The sequence below is a fragment of the Ruegeria sp. AL1 genome (genome assembly GCF_056540905.1).
Genome location: NZ_JBQFXP010000007.1, coordinates 90,713 through 104,780 on the forward strand (window position 1 = coordinate 90,713; position 14,068 = coordinate 104,780).

Consider the following 14,068-nt stretch of genomic DNA (forward strand, 5'->3'; position numbering starts at 1 on the left):
CCACATTACAATTACGCACTTTAAAATTACATGGTTACTTGCAGGATACTACCATGCAAAACAGTGCTTTGCGCCGTTGTATAATGGTACTATGATCGCCTCAGGTATCCATATCGAACCAGAGGTCCCCATGCTTCCCATCGGCGTCAACAGCAAGGCCGAAGCGTCAAACTGCTCAATCCGGTCCGTTCTGTCGAACGTCACCGGCAAATGGCGGATGATCATCATTCTGGCGCTTGAGGACGAACCGAAACGGTTCGGAGAGATCAAGCGCTGCATCGGCGACGTCACCCAGCGGGTGCTGACCGAAAACCTGCGCGGGCTGCAGCGCGATGGCTATCTGACCCGCACCGTCGATCCCGGCCCGCCGGTCGCGGTGTCCTATGCGCTGACGCCTCTGGGCCGTGACCTGCTGCAGCTACTCAAGCCGCTGGTCTACTGGTCGCACGAGCAGATGGATCAGGTCAAAACCGCGCGTATGGAGTATGAGCGCGCCCACCCCGACTGAATCCTCCGGCTCAGGGGCACCTGTGCCCCGCGACGCAGGTCCCGTCTTCCTCGCGGATCACGGTCGAATGCCCGGGTGAACCGCCCGGCATCGGTACGCCGGTCGACAGGATGAAGCGAACCGAATGCCCGCCGTTCAGACCCGCCGGAAACCGTGGGATCGGCTTGTCGATCTTGAAATAGCCATCGGGCGTCTGGCTCAGCGCGCCTTGTCGGGCCAGTTGCAGCAATCCCGCCTGTTGCGGCAGCACGTCATAGGGCTCGGCCTGATGCGAGGCCACAACCTCGCCTTCGGCAAATTCCAGAACCCCGCCCTTGTAGTGGCGCAGCAACAGCTTCTGCAGTTTGCGCTCCAGATCCCCAACCTGCTGGTCTTTTGGTGGGTCCAGCACCTGCACCCCGTCATCGGTCACAAGGTAACGCCGGTTGTTCTTGATGATGGTCAGCCCGTTCGCCTTGGCGCCGCCGCCCGTGATGCCCTTATGTGCGCCCGAGGGCAGGTGAATCTCGCCCAGCGTATAGGCCCCGAACATATGATCCACATTGCGCTTCAGCTTGGATGAGACACGCCCTTTGGCAGCAATCGCCTCGCCCGAGTCGCGGTCCTTGAAATACTTGGGCAAACAGTTGCGCCCGGGTTCGAAGTGAACGACCTCGGGCGCAAGCCCGGCAACGCCGACACCCCGGGCGGTGCCGGGGGCGACAAACCGTTCCACCCGGTCCGTGTCGCCGGTGACCTTCCAGACGATCGAGTCGAATGCTGTCGCTAGGATATAAAGCGGCGCCTCGCCGTCTTCGATATGAATGACCGCCGCCGAGGTCTCTCGGTCCAGCCCCGACATCGCCATGTTGGAAACCGCATAGCCCTCATACCCGCCGAGCAGCAGGATTTCGGCCTCTGCCGAAGGTTCGGGAAAGTCGCACACCCGTCCGGCGACGGGTTGGCGCAGGGATTTCGGCGGGGTGACGTTCGGTGACACTTCGTTGGCTGCAATCTTTTCGACGGTCTGTGCGATCTCGTCCGGGGTGACCTTACCGTCCTGATTGGCGTCAAACTGCAAAAGCTCTTCCATCCGTTTCCGGTCCGGCCGCATCCGCGCCTCGCGTGACATCGCGTCTTGCCAAAGCTCGGTCAGCGACAAGCTGCCGTCGCGGTTGCGATCTGCGGTTGCCAGCAGGGTCTGCAGCGCCACCGACTGTCCTTGGTTCAGATAGGGCAACTGCCGTTCGACCTCGGCTGTCGACACCTCCATGTCGCCATCCAGATCGAACGCCAATACACGACCCAAGGCATTGGCCCGCTGCCGCGCTGTCTGCATCGCCTCGTGCACCGCGATGGCGTCTCGGGTCAGTTCTCCATCGGGCGCGTATTGGAACAACTGCCGGATCGCCTCTTCCGTGAAGGCGGTGGGGTTCAGGGTGATCCGCTCGATCATCTGCCGCGTCAGGTTCGGCCCCGGTTCGGGTGTGGGTTCCGACTGTGCCGACGCGATCTGCCCCGCCCCGACCAACAACAGGGCGCATAGGAATCTGTTAAGCTTCATAAAATCAATGTCCTGAAATCAACACTTGGGTAATGGATAGCACCCGATGGTGGCAGGGCAATCGTTAATGAAAGGTTAACGTCGTCGGGGCGCAGTCTGTGGGCACCGGTCGCTGCTGTGTTTATCGAACCGGGACCCCAGAAAACGAAAAACGCCCGCCAAAATGGCGGGCGTAAAAACGTACAAATTGCACAAAGTGGCTCTCAGAGCTTGTACAATCCGGACAAAACGCGCTTAGCGGCGGATGCCCAGCTTTTTGATCAGGTCCTGGTACCGGGCCTCTTCCTTGCCCTTCAGATAGTCCAGCAGCTTACGGCGCTGGGCAACCATCTTCAGCAGACCACGACGACCGTGGTTGTCTTTCTTGTGGGTCTTGAAGTGCTCGGTCAGGGTGGTGATGCGCGAGGTCAGGATGGCAACCTGGACTTCGGGCGAACCGGTGTCGCCGTCCTTGGTTGCGAATTCTTTCATGACGCGTGCTTTTTCAGCGGCAGTAATCGACATCGGGGTCTCCTTTAAAGGTTAGAGTTGATGGCGCAGGCCGGGATGTCGTCCAGCACAGGCCCATGGAGAAAACCGCACCGATTCCGGAACGGATGCGCGCGTATAGGCGCATTCCGTGCAAATGGCAAAGAGATTCTGCAGCGTCAGCGCAGAGTGGCAAGCTGTGTCAGATCAGCCGTCGAGATCAGCTCGATGTCTTCGAGCGACACGTCATCTGCCTTAAACAGCGTGGCGACGGTTTGCCCGTCAACGATCACATGTTTCAGGTCTTCATTCTCGGTATCTGTCTCAAAGTTGATTTCGGGATCAGGCTCGCCCTCCCACTGCAGCAGCAACTTGTCCTGACCCGATTGGAAATCCATCACCTTCACAGGCGCGTCCTCTTCCTCAGGCGTCAATATGATCTGGTCGTTCCCATCCCCCCCGGTGACAATATCACCGCTCTCGGCGTGGATCGTGTCATCGCCCTTGCCACCATTGAGGAAATCGAACGAGTCATCGCCGTCGTGGCCAAACAGCAGGTCATCGCCATCCCCACCAAACAGCGCATCATTGCCTGCGCCGCCATCCAATACATCGTGTCCGCTGCCACCTTGCAGGGCATCATCGCCGGTGCCGCCGGACAATATGTCATCGTCCTGACCGCCATACAGCGCATCTTCGCCGTCGCCACCCTGCAACTGATCGGCACCAAAGTGGCCGTAAAGCTTATCATCGCCGTCGCCGCCGTGCAGCACGTCATCATCCGCCCCGCCGTGCAGAACGTCGTCGCCCTGCTCCCCCGACATCAGGTCGGATCCGGTCCCGCCATGCAGAACATCATCTCCGTCGCCGCCGATGACCGTGTCATCGCCGCCATACCCGTGGATTTGATCGTTGCCATCCTGCCCGGTCAAAACATCCGGCGTCTCGTCCCCGGCGACGACAAGGTGGCCTTCGAATTCCGAAACGATGGTGCCCGTGAATGGTTCCGGAACATCAGTTGGCGCAGGGTCATCAGTGTTTTCATCGACGTCCAGAAAATCCCCCTTTGGCAAATCCTCGGGAGTGTCCTCTGACACGGGGTCATCCTCAACCTCTTCATCCGCGGCAAACACGTCACCAATGGCGTAAGCGGCCCCGCCAACGGCTGCAAGGCTCAGCACTCCGATCAGAAACATGGACTCCCTCCGTGAACGCGCTGTTTCGAGGGTAAAATATTCCATTAGATCAGGGGTTTGGTCAAAGACAAGTTGAGTCCTTGGTTAACCCTTTATCACCACGGTTCAGGGCGTTGGGTATATGCAATGTACAGTGGATGCTTGGGGTGACCTGCCTTGGTCAGCCCCAGATGGAACAGAGGTTGCCCGGCACTGCGCAGCAACGCCTCGACGGCCGGGCCGCGATCCAGATGCGCGCCATGGGTGCCCCAGGCAGCGATGACCTGATCGGCCCATTTGACGCCGTCCAGAATGGCCGCGTCGTTGGCGGGGCCGACCGGGTCGGCGGTGGCACGCATCTTGCGCGGATCGGTGTCGCGCCAGGCAAAGATATTGGTGACCTGAAAGGCTCCGAACCCCAGCGCCCGCGCGCGGCGTTCGCAGCGTTCGACCGTGGGGTCATTCTGCACCTCGGTCGCGGTCGAGGGGTTCAGCATGACGAACAAAGCCTTACGCCCCGCCGCATCCCAGACACGGGTGAGGCTATAGCGATACTTCTCGCAATCGGAATAGACGGCGGTCGAGGGCGCGTCGCCCTTGGTGTGGGTTCGGGTGATCATGTCCACCGCCTAACATGCGGCTCAGGAAACGAACACCCGGCTGGGATGCAATTCGCCGGATTTGTAGATACCAACAGCCACGGCCTTGCCGTCCAGTGAGGCCCATGCCTCGTCGCCATACTCCACGTCCGAGGCCAGAACCATACCGGGGTTTCCGTTGCGCAGACGTGTGGCCCCTTCTGGGGTGCATTTCAGCTCGGGCAGGTCCGACAGGCCGGTTTCCAGCGGGTGCAGATAGGCGTCCAGCGCGGTGGTTTTGGCCATCTCATCGATTTGCTCGATGCTCAGCCCATCCTCGGCCTCAAACGGGCCCGACCAGATGCGGCGCAGTTCCTTGACGTGACCGTGGCAGCCCAACGCTGCACCCAGATCACGGGCGATGGACCGCACATAGCCACCTTTACCACAGGTCATTTCCAGCACGACGTGATCGGCGTCGGGGCGGTCGACCAGCACCAGTTCCTCAACCCACAAAGGCCGCGCGGACAGTTCCACATCCTCGCCATCGCGAGCCAGTTTGTAGGCGCGTTGACCGTCGATCTTCACGGCGGAGAACTTGGGCGGGACCTGCATGATCTCACCCAGAAACGGGCTGAGCGCCTGTTTGATGTCCTCATCCGACGGGCGCAGAACGCTGGACGCAATTACCTCGCCCTCGGCATCGTCGGTGTTGGTGGCCTGACCCAGACGCACAGTGAAGGTGTAGGCTTTCAGGGCATCGGTGATATAGGGAACCGTCTTGGTCGCCTCGCCCAAAGCCACTGCAAGAACGCCGGTCGCCTCGGGGTCCAGCGTGCCTGCATGGCCCGCTTTCTTGGCGTCCATTGCCCACCGAACTTTGTTCACCACAGCGGTCGAGGTCATGCCCGCAGGCTTATCCACCACCAGCCAGCCCGAGATGTCGCGGCCCTTGCGTTTGCGTCCCATAGTTCACCCAGATTCGTGCCAAGGCGCGCGAGTTAGCGGATCGCTCAGGCGCTGTCAATTTCAGGGTGCGTCTTCGACCACACCCACGATCGGCCCCAGCGAGAAACCGATATCCGAGCGATTGCTGGCCCGCTCATACATCCGCGAGATATTACCATCGAAGAACAGCGCATTCGGCGTTTGCAGCACATCGAGAAACAGCCTGCCGAATTCGTGGAAGGTGACGTAGTCATCCGAAATCGCAAACACCGCGCGGGTGCCATCGGCACTGGTGCCCACCCCGTTGCGGATAAAAAGCGACGTCGAGTCGGGCAAAAAGCGCGGGTGCAATTCCCCATCGATCACCAGCATCGGACCGGATTGGGTGGCGAAACGGCAGTCTGGCGCCTGATCGACAAAGGCAAGCGTTTCGAACACATCAGCGCGGCCATCACGGATGCAGAACACACCGTTGGGCAGCAGACCGAAATTGCCGGGGCCGGGGTTGGCGATCACGCGCATCTGCTCTTGCCCGTTCTCGACATAATGGCCGACAGGCGAGCGGTCGTCGTGATACATGCCCGCGTTCATCGCAAAGGCCAGACGTTTGCCCTGCGCGGCCAACACTTCGTTCACGCTGGAAAAGTGGCCCAGCACATCTCCGTTCGCGTCGTTCAGGAACAGGCGCAGATCTTCCGATGCATCCACCTCGCAGACGGTGTAGCGCTTGTCTTCATGGGTGACCTTCTCGCAAGTCACCGCACCAGCCTGCACGGCCCACAGGACTACGCCTATCGTGGCAAATGCCCGGATCACTCGTCCAGATCGCGGCGCACCGCGTCCTGCTCGAACATGCGGCGGGTGTCATCCAGACGGTCGAACGTGTCATCTAGCCGAAACCGCAGATCGGGTGAGAATTTCAGGTTCAGCTTCTTGCCGATCACGCGCCGCAGCTCTCCCTTGTTGCGGGCCAGCAGTTCGATCACATCCTCCTGCCCCTTGCCGCCCAAAGGCAGCACATAGGCGGTGGCGATTTTCAGATCGGGCGAGGTGCGCACCTCACCCACGGTGATCGACATGCGGTTCAGGTCGGGGTCATGGACATCTCCGCGCGCCAGAACCTCGGACAGGGTGCGGCGGATCAGTTCGCCGACACGCAGTTGCCGTTGGGACGGGCCGGGGCCATCGTGGAATTTGTTCTTTGCCATAATCCCCGATCTAAGCGCAAAGCTGGCCTTTGCCAAGCGGGCGCGAACGGGGTAGGAGGCTTTGAGCCGACTTAACGAAAAGGACCAGCGCAATGACCCATATTCCGGGGATCGTCATCACAGGGGCTTCGGGCCGAATGGGGCAGATGCTGATCAAGACCGTGACCGACAGCGATCAGGCGCGTCTGGTCGGCGTGGTTGAACGTAAAGGTCATGACTGGGTCGGTCAGGATGTGGGCACAGCTATGGGCGGTGCGGCGCTGGGCGTCATCGTTACGGACGACCCGTTAGAGGCCTTTGCGCAGGCGCAGGCAGTGATTGATTTCACCGCGCCCGAGGCAACACTGGAATTCGCCGCACTGGCGGCGCAGGCGCGCTGTGTCCATGTGATCGGCACCACCGGCATAACGGACGAACAGATCGCCGCGCTGGAACCCGCCGCGCGTCATGCGGTGATCGTGCGTGCGGGCAACATGAGCCTCGGCGTCAACCTTTTGGTGCAGCTGACCAAGAAGGTCGCCGCTGCGTTGGACGACGATTTCGACATCGAAGTGATCGAAGGCCACCACCACCACAAGGTCGATGCGCCCTCGGGCACCGCCTTGATGCTGGGTGAAGCCGCCGCCGAAGGACGCGGGGTCAATCTGGCGGATGTGGCCGACCGGGGGCGTGACGGCATCACCGGTGCCCGCAAGCGCGGCGATATCGGGTTCCACGCCATTCGTGGCGGAGACATCGTGGGCGAACACGACGTTTTGTTCGCCGCGCCCGGAGAGCGCATCGTCCTGCGCCATCTGGCCAGTGACCGCGCCATATTTGCCCGCGGTGCTTTGAAAGCCGCGCTGTGGGGGCAGGGGAAAGCTCCGGGTCAGTATGACATGGTGGATGTGTTGGGATTGTAGGGGCTGCAGCTAGATGTAGGTGCGCGCAAGTACAAAAAGAATGAACATCACGATCCAAAAAAATACCGCTGCAAAAAGCGATGCAAACTGTATCATGAAAAAGTGGATGTAGTTGGAATTCGGTACGATTCGAATCCCATTTGGCACGTTTAGATCATCGCATATTTCGTTCCTAAACCACATATTGCATGCCCCATGGGCGTTCAGAAGCAATCGTCTGCGTGATGGCGGTGAGCCTCTTGTTCTGATCCAGAAGTCAATAAACTCGTCCTTAAATTTGAATATCGGAAAAACCGAAGTCAGAAAAATCATGGAAGCCCACGATGTTAGGGCCATGATGAAAACGAAACCAAACATGAACAAAAACAACGTTAGCATGTTTTTCCTTATTTCATGTTTTTCCAATGTATAGGTTGAGACCGAGCATTCTATAGGAGGCCCGATCTCAGACGGTCGGAGCGTAGCAGAAAGCTCTTTTTGACGCCAAACAGTAAGTCTCGTTCTAAAACCGTGGACCTCCTCTTTTTTGGCTCTAGGCTCGGCACATGGAGACTGAAAAATCGCGCGTCGTTCCTGGGATGTTGCTGGCAGTGTTCTATGTGACGCTGCTGCCCTTTGTCGTTCACGGGTTCGGCATGATCGGTGTCGGGTTGTCCGAAGATGCCGCGCAACGCAGCTATCTGTTTCAAAAGGGGCAAGGCGTCGGCAATGCGGCGATGATGCTGCACATCTTTGCCGGTACGGTGATGCTGGTGCTGGTTCCTTTGCAACTGCTGAAAGGGCTGAGGTGTAAATTCATCGGGTTTCACCGACTGTTGGGCAAAGTGCTGGTGACCCTGGCTTTGATCACCGGGCTGGCGGGTATGACCTATATCCCTTTGCGCGGCACAATCGGTGGGCCGGTGATGTCGGCGGCTTTCTTTCTCTATGGTCTGTGTCTGTTCACATCGGCCCTGATGGTTGCGCGAATGGCGCTGATCCGGGATCGCACGGGCCATTGGGCGTGGGGTCTGCGGTTGTTCTGGCTGGCGCTGGGATCGTGGCTGTATCGGCTGCACTACACGCTGTGGTATCTGCTGACCGGAGGGCTGGGGTCCGCGCCCGATTTCTCGGGCCCGTTCGATCTGGTGCAGAATTTCGCGTTCTTTGTTCCCTATCTGCTGGCGGTGCAGTTGTGGGTCGCGCGCAAGCGCAGGGCCCATCAGGGTGAACTGACCAGCCGCGCTTAGCAAAATGCGGCTAATCCGGGCGGTTCCTTGCGCTCCTGCGCAGCCAACGCGAACAGTGCGCCCAACCTTTGATCCCATGTCGGGAACTGCCCTGTGCGCGCATAGGTCAGCCGCTCGGCGCCGATTGATATGCCCAATAGCGCGACCTCGCCGCCGAAGATGATCTCACCGATTTCGGTCCAGTCTAGAGGTTGGATGATGAAACCATTCGTCGGCAGAGCATCTTGATCAAAGTCGTGCCGCAGGCCGCCGTTATTTTTCGTATCACCGGTGGAGATTGACAGAGGCTGGGATTCGGCGAAACCAAACGCAGCATAGGCCGCGCGCAGGCGATCAAGCGTGTCGGCAAACTGCGCTTCGAACGCGTCATTCTTGCCGGTTGCGCCAAGGGCAATCCGTGGCAACACCGCGCTTGCCCTGGCTGCGGTTCCCAGTTGGACCAGTTTCCGTTGGTCCAATGCCATCTGCGCCTCCGTTGCACACGCCAAAGGAGAGTATCGCAGCAGTTTGCAGCAAAGGTTAAGGGAATCTGAAAACGCTCCCCCGAAGGGCGTGTCCTTATAGGTCCCTGACCTTGTTCGCGCGCAGCGGGCAAGACAGGTAGACGCCGAATTCCTTGCCGATATCGGCGCTGACACGGGCGTGAACCGCGCCCTGACGGTCAAGGAACCGTTGAGTGTCTTCGACCGGGAAAATCCCCTCGTGCCAGATGCCGGGATGGATGTAGAGACCTTTGGAGCCGTCGCACCAGAAGGCCACCACCTTTTCCGGTGTCAGATTGTCACCCGGCAGAGCGGCGGGGATGATAAAGGGCTTTTTGTCCAGCGGCCAGAACATCTGACCCCCATCCGGATGGTAGTTCATGTGCCACAGCAAGACCTGATCGCGGGGTGCGGTTTGCCGGTCTGCCTGCGCCTGCTGCGGGTCGGTGGACCAGCCCAGAACATAGTGGCCGCCGACCGCCTCGTTCCGGCCATAGAGCACGTCGCCCTTCCATTCGCCGTGAAAGGTGCCCTCGACCCAGCCGCCTTCGTCGCCGGTGCCGTCATCGATGGGCCGCCAGCCCTGTTGTGGCCAACGGGTGATCTCGATCTCGAACCCTTCGGGGTCGTCGACCAGACAGCCATAGCCTTTGACGGATTCGTCGGTGGCCCGGATCAGGGGAACCTCGTGCCAGGGCAGCGAGGGCTTGGTGCTGGCTTCAAAGATGTATTCGGGGGCGTTCATGCGACCTCCATATGTTTATCGACCATACGCTGCACCATCGGGGCGAAATGAGCGAAATCAGGGGTTTGCATATCCGCGCGCTTGCCAGCCTCATCCAGATATCGCACCTGAATGATCTCTTTCAGGTTCGGGTTGGCCTCGAAGGCGGCGACTTCTTTGGCGCTCATCGGGCCGCCCTGCAGTTCCAGCGTGTGGACCGAGGCGGCTGATAAGCGGTTGAAATAGTCTGGCTTGGTGGCGCAGAGATAGCGCTTGGCCGCCACATGGTATCGGCAGCAATCGGTGATGACAGAGGGAAAGAACTGCTCCAGCACCTCGGCCCCCGCGTCCTCGTGGTGCCGATCCTCGGTGTCGTCGGGGTGGTAGGTGCCGAATTCCGAGGTGAAGTGGCCGATGTCATGCAGCAGCGCGCCGACGATGATTTCCTCGGGCATGCCGTTCTGTTCGGCGATGGTCGCGCCTTGCAGCATGTGCTGGGCCATGGTGACCGGTTCGCCCAGATATTCCTCACCGCCCCGGCGGGCAAAGATATCGCCGATGAAGGCCACTATATTGTCGCGGGTCAGGGTCGAGAAATCGGGTTTCATTCCGCCGCCTCCGGTTGTGTCATCTCCATCGCCGCCAGTGTGGACAGTAACCCGTCTTTGTCCGCATAACATCCCTGTAGCCAGCGCGACCCTGCGCCCGAGTACCCAAGACGGGCGTGCAGGACGCGGGTGTTGTCGACGATAAAGCTTTCGCCGGGTTCAAGTTTGAACGACACGCCCATCGCCGGGTCGTCGATGATCTCGGCCAACTGACGATAGGCGGCATAATAGGCCTCCATCTTGTCGAACGGGATGTCGACCAGCGGCGCGGTCGAGCGATTGTTGAAGCGGATGCCGATCAACTCGCCATCAGGGGACAGTTCGATCATCGGGCGGCGTGCGCGCAGGCAGACCCCGTCCGAGCCCTTGTATTCGAACCGCGCGGGATAGCCTGCCAGCAGGGCGAAGCCCTCGGGGTTCTGATCGCGCAGCTTTTCGGCAGCGCGGAACCCGTCGACCACGATGGAGTCACCGCCCTCGGCGCTGTTCTCAAGACAGTAGAGGATCTGCAGCGTCGGCACCGGGTCGCGATAGGGGTTGTCGGTATGGGCCTGCAAACCCAGCCCGGTATAGGCGAGGTTGGTCGGGTTCACTTCCGTGCGCACCTCGAAATAGGGGCCATAGTTGGTCTCGCGGACATAGCCGAACAGGTCCGCCACCCGCAGCAGCGATTCCGGTTCAGTCGGGCCGCCTGTCAGCTTGGCAAAACCGTATTCGGCGACGGCGGCCAGCCAGTTGCGTTTGGCGGCGGGGTCGACGTGAACCTGAGCCCAGTCGCCGCTGGGCGCGTCGATGCCGTGCGCCCATGTGGTGATCCCGGGGGCGATGCGCCCGATATCCGCATTGTGATCACGGTCGTAGCTGTGCGAGGCCAGCCAGTCGGCGGGGAAGGTGACGGTCTTGTCTTCGGGCTGGAAAGTGACCTGTAGATCGCCATTGGTAACCTCGGCGGCGCGGATCGCGGTATCGGCGGGGATGTCGCCGATGGTGATCAGACGCTGACCATTGCCCGGCGCGCGGGTCTCAGGGTCCAGCGCGTTGTCGCGCAGCCAGATGGCGTGAAACCGGGATCGGGTGCCGCCGGTGAATTCAACAGTCACGACCGACGAATCATGGGTGGCTTGGCGCAGCATTGGGGTTCTCCTGTTCAGCGCGAGCTATGGTTGAGGAGATACGCGGTTCATGGCATTACGACAATTAATCCTTATTGCGACTGAGGGTTGGAAAATCTAATGTCTAAGAAACAGATTGGATTGCCGCCGCTGGACTGGCTGCGTGTGTTCGAAGCCGCAGGCCGGTTGGGTGGCTTCTCGGCCGCCGCGCGCGAATTTGGCCTGACGCAGGCAGCGGTCAGTCAGAGGATCGGCAATCTTGAGGCGTGGCTGGGCCGATCGCTGTTCGTGCGTGAGGCGCGCGGGGTGTCGCTGACCATCGAGGGCGAAAGTTACCTGCCGCTGGTGCAGGACAGCCTGCAGGCACTGGAGCGAAATACCGAGGACCTGTTCGGCAAATCCCCCCGCGAGTTGCGGGTGGCTGGGTTGTCGTCGCAAATCCACGCGCTGGTTCTGCCCGCTCTGCCCGCGTTCCTCGAGATGCGGCCCAAAGTTCGGGTGATGACCGATTCCGTGGCCCGCCGGTCGTCTCTGGAGGAAGAGCGGACATGGTTGCAGCTTCGCTATGGTCGCGGATCATGGCCCGGTCGCAAGGCGAAACTGATCGCGCCCGAAGTGTTGGCACCGATGGCCGCGCCGGGTGTCGAATGGGGCGCGCCGGTCATTGATCTGCGAGGCGAGCGGCCCGGTTGGCAGGATTGGGCGCAGGTCGCCGGAATCGGGGACTTGCCACCGGGTCGCATCAGTTTTGATTCCATTGGCCACGCGATCACGGCAGCCCGGGATGGGTTGGGGATCGTTTTGGGCTCGGTCCCGCTGGCGGCAGGGAGCCTGCAGTCAGGACGTTTATGCAAGCTGGACCTGCCAGAGCTGAAAACCAAAGACGGCTATTGGCTGACATGGCCCGAGGATCGGGTGCGATCAAAACGCCAGCGGGCGTTGATTGACGATTTCCTGCAGGCGTTGCAAGGCGCGGGCTGATTAGAAGTCGATGGCGATACCCTTTTTCTCCCAATCGCCGTAACGGGCCGGATCCGGGCCGTCGCGCCCGCCCAGCTCTTTGGGCTGTGCCTTGGCTTCCGCCTCGGCCTTCCTGCGACGCTCTTCGGCTTCGGCCAGGGCGCGCTGGGCAGCGGGGGGCAGGTCTTTGCGCTGGTCGCTCATGACATCGGGTTCCTTTCCGTTCCGCGCCTTGATATACGCCCTCGTCCGCTCAAGGCAATGCGGACGAGGGTCACAGCAAAGGCGATTACATGTCCGATAACGCTACAGCCGCGCGGCGCAGCGCGATCTATCTTCTGGATCAGATTCTGGGCGAAGGACGGCTTTTGTCCGAATGCCTTGCTGCGGGCGCTCTGGACCGGCTGGACCCCGAGGACCGTGCCCGGGCCCAACGTCTGACGCTGGAAACCCTGCGCGGGATGGAACGAGCCGACCGGCTGCTGGACAACCATCTCAAGCGTATCCCCGCCCTGGCCGTCCACAACGCATTGCGCCTGGGCGCGGTCGAGCTGTGCCACGGAGAGGCCGCGCATGGCGTGGTGAATTCGATGGTCGAAATCGTTGGCCGCTCGCGCAAGCATGGCCGTTTGAAAGGGCTGGTAAACGCGGTTTTGCGAAAAGTTGCCGCCGAAGGCCCCGATGCCTGGCCTAAAATGCGCGTGCCGCGCCTGCCGGACTGGCTGCGAGAGCCGCTCATCATGGCCTGGGGCGCCGAGGCCGTTGCGGGCATGGAACGGGCGCATTTCGATGGGGCACCGCTGGATATCACGGTAAAGCCCGGTGCAAACGGCCCCGGTGAGGCCTTGCCGACTGGGTCCATGCGCCTGCGTGATGCGGGGCAGGTTTCGGCGTTGCCCGGCTATGATCGCGGCGATTGGTGGGTTCAGGATGCGGCGGCGGCTCTGCCGGTTCAGGTTCTGGCGCCGACAAAGGGCGAGCACATTCTGGACATCTGTGCAGCACCCGGTGGAAAGACCCTGCAGCTGGCTGCAATGGGGGCCGATGTGACAGCGCTGGACATTTCGGACACACGGCTGGAGCGTGTGCGCGAGAACCTTGGGCGCACGGGGCTGAAGGCCAAGGTGATCGCGGGGGACGCGCTGGACCATCAGGGCCGGTATGATGCCATCCTTCTGGACGCTCCATGCTCGGCCACAGGCACGATCCGGCGTCATCCCGATTTGCCCTTTGCCAAGGACGGTTCGGAATTCGGCGGGTTGATCGATCTGCAGGCGCGCATGTTGGCCCATGCATGGGGTCTGCTGAAACCGGGCGGGCGGCTGGTCTATTGCACATGCTCATTGCTGCCGGACGAGGGCGAGGTTCAGATCGAAGACGCGCTGGAGCAGCACAAGGACATGACCATCGACCGGGTGGCGCTGAGCGTTGCCGGGGTTGACGCGGGCTGGATCACCGAGGAAGGCGGGTTGCGCCTGCGGCCCGATTATTGGCCTGAGCAAGGCGGCATGGACGGATTCTATATCGCCCGCCTGAACAAATCAGGCTGAGGCGACGCTTTTCGATGACTTGACGTTCGGACCTGTCTATCGTTGGTTCAAACGCCAGCAGAGCGTGAGGGGC

General features: G+C 60.8%; 17 protein-coding genes. 5 read left to right on the forward strand and 12 right to left on the reverse strand.

What is annotated here, in order from left to right; all coding sequences use genetic code 11:
- Window positions 1–130: 130 nt before the first annotated feature.
- Window positions 131–508: a winged helix-turn-helix transcriptional regulator gene (locus ACRZ9X_RS12525; protein ID WP_480519297.1), complete on the forward strand. Its 378-nt coding sequence runs from the start codon at window positions 131–133 to the stop codon at window positions 506–508.
- 10 nt (window positions 509–518) lie between these two features.
- On the opposite strand, the gene ACRZ9X_RS12530 is transcribed toward ACRZ9X_RS12525, so the two are convergent.
- The 7 genes from ACRZ9X_RS12530 to rbfA form a co-directional block, all read right to left on the reverse strand.
- On the reverse strand, window positions 519–2,051 hold the full coding sequence (locus ACRZ9X_RS12530) for an EF-hand domain-containing protein (RefSeq protein ID WP_480519299.1): 1,533 nt from the start codon (window positions 2,049–2,051) through the stop codon (window positions 519–521).
- A gap of 234 nt (window positions 2,052–2,285) precedes the next feature.
- Window positions 2,286–2,555, reverse strand: a complete 270-nt coding sequence (gene rpsO, locus ACRZ9X_RS12535; protein ID WP_008757925.1) for a 30S ribosomal protein S15 — start codon at window positions 2,553–2,555, stop codon at window positions 2,286–2,288.
- 143 nt (window positions 2,556–2,698) lie between these two features.
- Entirely contained in the window at window positions 2,699–3,715 is a 1,017-nt protein-coding gene (locus ACRZ9X_RS12540) for a calcium-binding protein (protein WP_480519301.1), read from the reverse strand.
- Window positions 3,716–3,810: 95 nt separating this feature from the next.
- The gene (locus ACRZ9X_RS12545; protein WP_480519303.1) at window positions 3,811–4,314 is read right to left on the reverse strand and encodes a DUF1643 domain-containing protein; all 504 of its coding nucleotides are present in this window, start codon (window positions 4,312–4,314) and stop codon (window positions 3,811–3,813) included.
- Between the two features lie 21 nt (window positions 4,315–4,335).
- Window positions 4,336–5,241, reverse strand: coding sequence for a tRNA pseudouridine(55) synthase TruB (gene truB / locus ACRZ9X_RS12550; RefSeq protein ID WP_480519305.1), 906 nt, complete (start codon window positions 5,239–5,241; stop codon window positions 4,336–4,338).
- A gap of 60 nt (window positions 5,242–5,301) precedes the next feature.
- Complete coding sequence (locus ACRZ9X_RS12555) at window positions 5,302–6,036, reverse strand: phosphodiester glycosidase family protein (RefSeq protein WP_480519307.1); 735 nt, start codon at window positions 6,034–6,036, stop codon at window positions 5,302–5,304.
- Window positions 6,033–6,428, reverse strand: a complete 396-nt coding sequence (gene rbfA, locus ACRZ9X_RS12560; RefSeq protein ID WP_170453633.1) for a 30S ribosome-binding factor RbfA — start codon at window positions 6,426–6,428, stop codon at window positions 6,033–6,035. Before rbfA ends, ACRZ9X_RS12555 begins: the two co-directional genes overlap by 4 nt.
- Before the next feature lie 92 nt (window positions 6,429–6,520).
- Here rbfA and dapB point away from each other — a divergent pair, with 92 nt between their 5' ends.
- Window positions 6,521–7,330 (forward strand): 4-hydroxy-tetrahydrodipicolinate reductase, encoded by an 810-nt coding sequence (gene dapB, locus ACRZ9X_RS12565; protein WP_480519308.1) that lies wholly within the window; start codon window positions 6,521–6,523, stop codon window positions 7,328–7,330.
- 545 nt (window positions 7,331–7,875) lie between these two features.
- A complete protein-coding gene (locus ACRZ9X_RS12570; RefSeq protein ID WP_480519310.1) occupies window positions 7,876–8,559 on the forward strand; it encodes a DUF2306 domain-containing protein in 684 nt (227 codons plus the stop codon).
- On the opposite strand, the gene ACRZ9X_RS12575 is transcribed toward ACRZ9X_RS12570, so the two are convergent.
- The 4 genes from ACRZ9X_RS12575 to tmpA all read right to left on the reverse strand — a co-directional run bounded on the left by ACRZ9X_RS12575 (window position 8,556) and on the right by tmpA (window position 11,506).
- Window positions 8,556–9,023: a hypothetical protein gene (locus ACRZ9X_RS12575; protein WP_480519312.1), complete on the reverse strand. Its 468-nt coding sequence runs from the start codon at window positions 9,021–9,023 to the stop codon at window positions 8,556–8,558. The two genes, ACRZ9X_RS12570 and ACRZ9X_RS12575, sit on opposite strands and share 4 nt — an antisense overlap.
- Window positions 9,024–9,117: 94 nt before the next feature.
- Entirely contained in the window at window positions 9,118–9,786 is a 669-nt protein-coding gene (locus ACRZ9X_RS12580) for an ureidoglycolate lyase (protein ID WP_480519314.1), read from the reverse strand.
- A complete protein-coding gene (gene tmpB / locus ACRZ9X_RS12585) occupies window positions 9,783–10,373 on the reverse strand; it encodes a (R)-1-hydroxy-2-trimethylaminoethylphosphonate oxygenase (RefSeq protein ID WP_480519316.1) in 591 nt (196 codons plus the stop codon). Before tmpB ends, ACRZ9X_RS12580 begins: the two co-directional genes overlap by 4 nt.
- Window positions 10,370–11,506, reverse strand: coding sequence for a 2-trimethylaminoethylphosphonate dioxygenase (tmpA, locus tag ACRZ9X_RS12590; RefSeq protein WP_480519318.1), 1,137 nt, complete (start codon window positions 11,504–11,506; stop codon window positions 10,370–10,372). Before tmpA ends, tmpB begins: the two co-directional genes overlap by 4 nt.
- A gap of 99 nt (window positions 11,507–11,605) precedes the next feature.
- Here tmpA and ACRZ9X_RS12595 point away from each other — a divergent pair, with 99 nt between their 5' ends.
- On the forward strand, window positions 11,606–12,466 hold the full coding sequence (locus ACRZ9X_RS12595; protein ID WP_480519320.1) for a LysR family transcriptional regulator: 861 nt from the start codon (window positions 11,606–11,608) through the stop codon (window positions 12,464–12,466).
- Here the strand turns inward: ACRZ9X_RS12595 and ACRZ9X_RS12600 are convergent, their stop codons facing one another.
- Window positions 12,467–12,649: a DUF1674 domain-containing protein gene (locus tag ACRZ9X_RS12600; protein WP_480519322.1), complete on the reverse strand. Its 183-nt coding sequence runs from the start codon at window positions 12,647–12,649 to the stop codon at window positions 12,467–12,469.
- An 89-nt stretch (window positions 12,650–12,738) separates the two neighbouring features.
- Between ACRZ9X_RS12600 and ACRZ9X_RS12605 the strand changes: the two genes are divergently transcribed.
- Window positions 12,739–13,995, forward strand: coding sequence for an RsmB/NOP family class I SAM-dependent RNA methyltransferase (locus tag ACRZ9X_RS12605; RefSeq protein WP_480519324.1), 1,257 nt, complete (start codon window positions 12,739–12,741; stop codon window positions 13,993–13,995).
- Window positions 13,996–14,068: the final 73 nt, after the last annotated feature.

Coding starts and splice junctions, on each gene's coding strand:
- ACRZ9X_RS12545 (WP_480519303.1), bottom strand. CDS start 4,314: ATGATCACCCGAACCCACACCAAGGGCGACGCGCCCTCGACCGCCGTC.
- ACRZ9X_RS12525 (WP_480519297.1), top strand. CDS start 131: ATGCTTCCCATCGGCGTCAACAGCAAGGCCGAAGCGTCAAACTGCTCA.
- ACRZ9X_RS12605 (WP_480519324.1), top strand. CDS start 12,739: ATGTCCGATAACGCTACAGCCGCGCGGCGCAGCGCGATCTATCTTCTG.
- tmpB (WP_480519316.1), bottom strand. CDS start 10,373: ATGAAACCCGATTTCTCGACCCTGACCCGCGACAATATAGTGGCCTTC.
- tmpA (WP_480519318.1), bottom strand. CDS start 11,506: ATGCTGCGCCAAGCCACCCATGATTCGTCGGTCGTGACTGTTGAATTC.
- ACRZ9X_RS12580 (WP_480519314.1), bottom strand. CDS start 9,786: ATGAACGCCCCCGAATACATCTTTGAAGCCAGCACCAAGCCCTCGCTG.
- rbfA (WP_170453633.1), bottom strand. CDS start 6,428: ATGGCAAAGAACAAATTCCACGATGGCCCCGGCCCGTCCCAACGGCAA.
- ACRZ9X_RS12540 (WP_480519301.1), bottom strand. CDS start 3,715: ATGTTTCTGATCGGAGTGCTGAGCCTTGCAGCCGTTGGCGGGGCCGCT.
- dapB (WP_480519308.1), top strand. CDS start 6,521: ATGACCCATATTCCGGGGATCGTCATCACAGGGGCTTCGGGCCGAATG.
- ACRZ9X_RS12600 (WP_480519322.1), bottom strand. CDS start 12,649: ATGAGCGACCAGCGCAAAGACCTGCCCCCCGCTGCCCAGCGCGCCCTG.
- ACRZ9X_RS12595 (WP_480519320.1), top strand. CDS start 11,606: ATGTCTAAGAAACAGATTGGATTGCCGCCGCTGGACTGGCTGCGTGTG.
- rpsO (WP_008757925.1), bottom strand. CDS start 2,555: ATGTCGATTACTGCCGCTGAAAAAGCACGCGTCATGAAAGAATTCGCA.
- ACRZ9X_RS12530 (WP_480519299.1), bottom strand. CDS start 2,051: ATGAAGCTTAACAGATTCCTATGCGCCCTGTTGTTGGTCGGGGCGGGG.
- ACRZ9X_RS12575 (WP_480519312.1), bottom strand. CDS start 9,023: ATGGCATTGGACCAACGGAAACTGGTCCAACTGGGAACCGCAGCCAGG.
- ACRZ9X_RS12570 (WP_480519310.1), top strand. CDS start 7,876: ATGGAGACTGAAAAATCGCGCGTCGTTCCTGGGATGTTGCTGGCAGTG.
- truB (WP_480519305.1), bottom strand. CDS start 5,241: ATGGGACGCAAACGCAAGGGCCGCGACATCTCGGGCTGGCTGGTGGTG.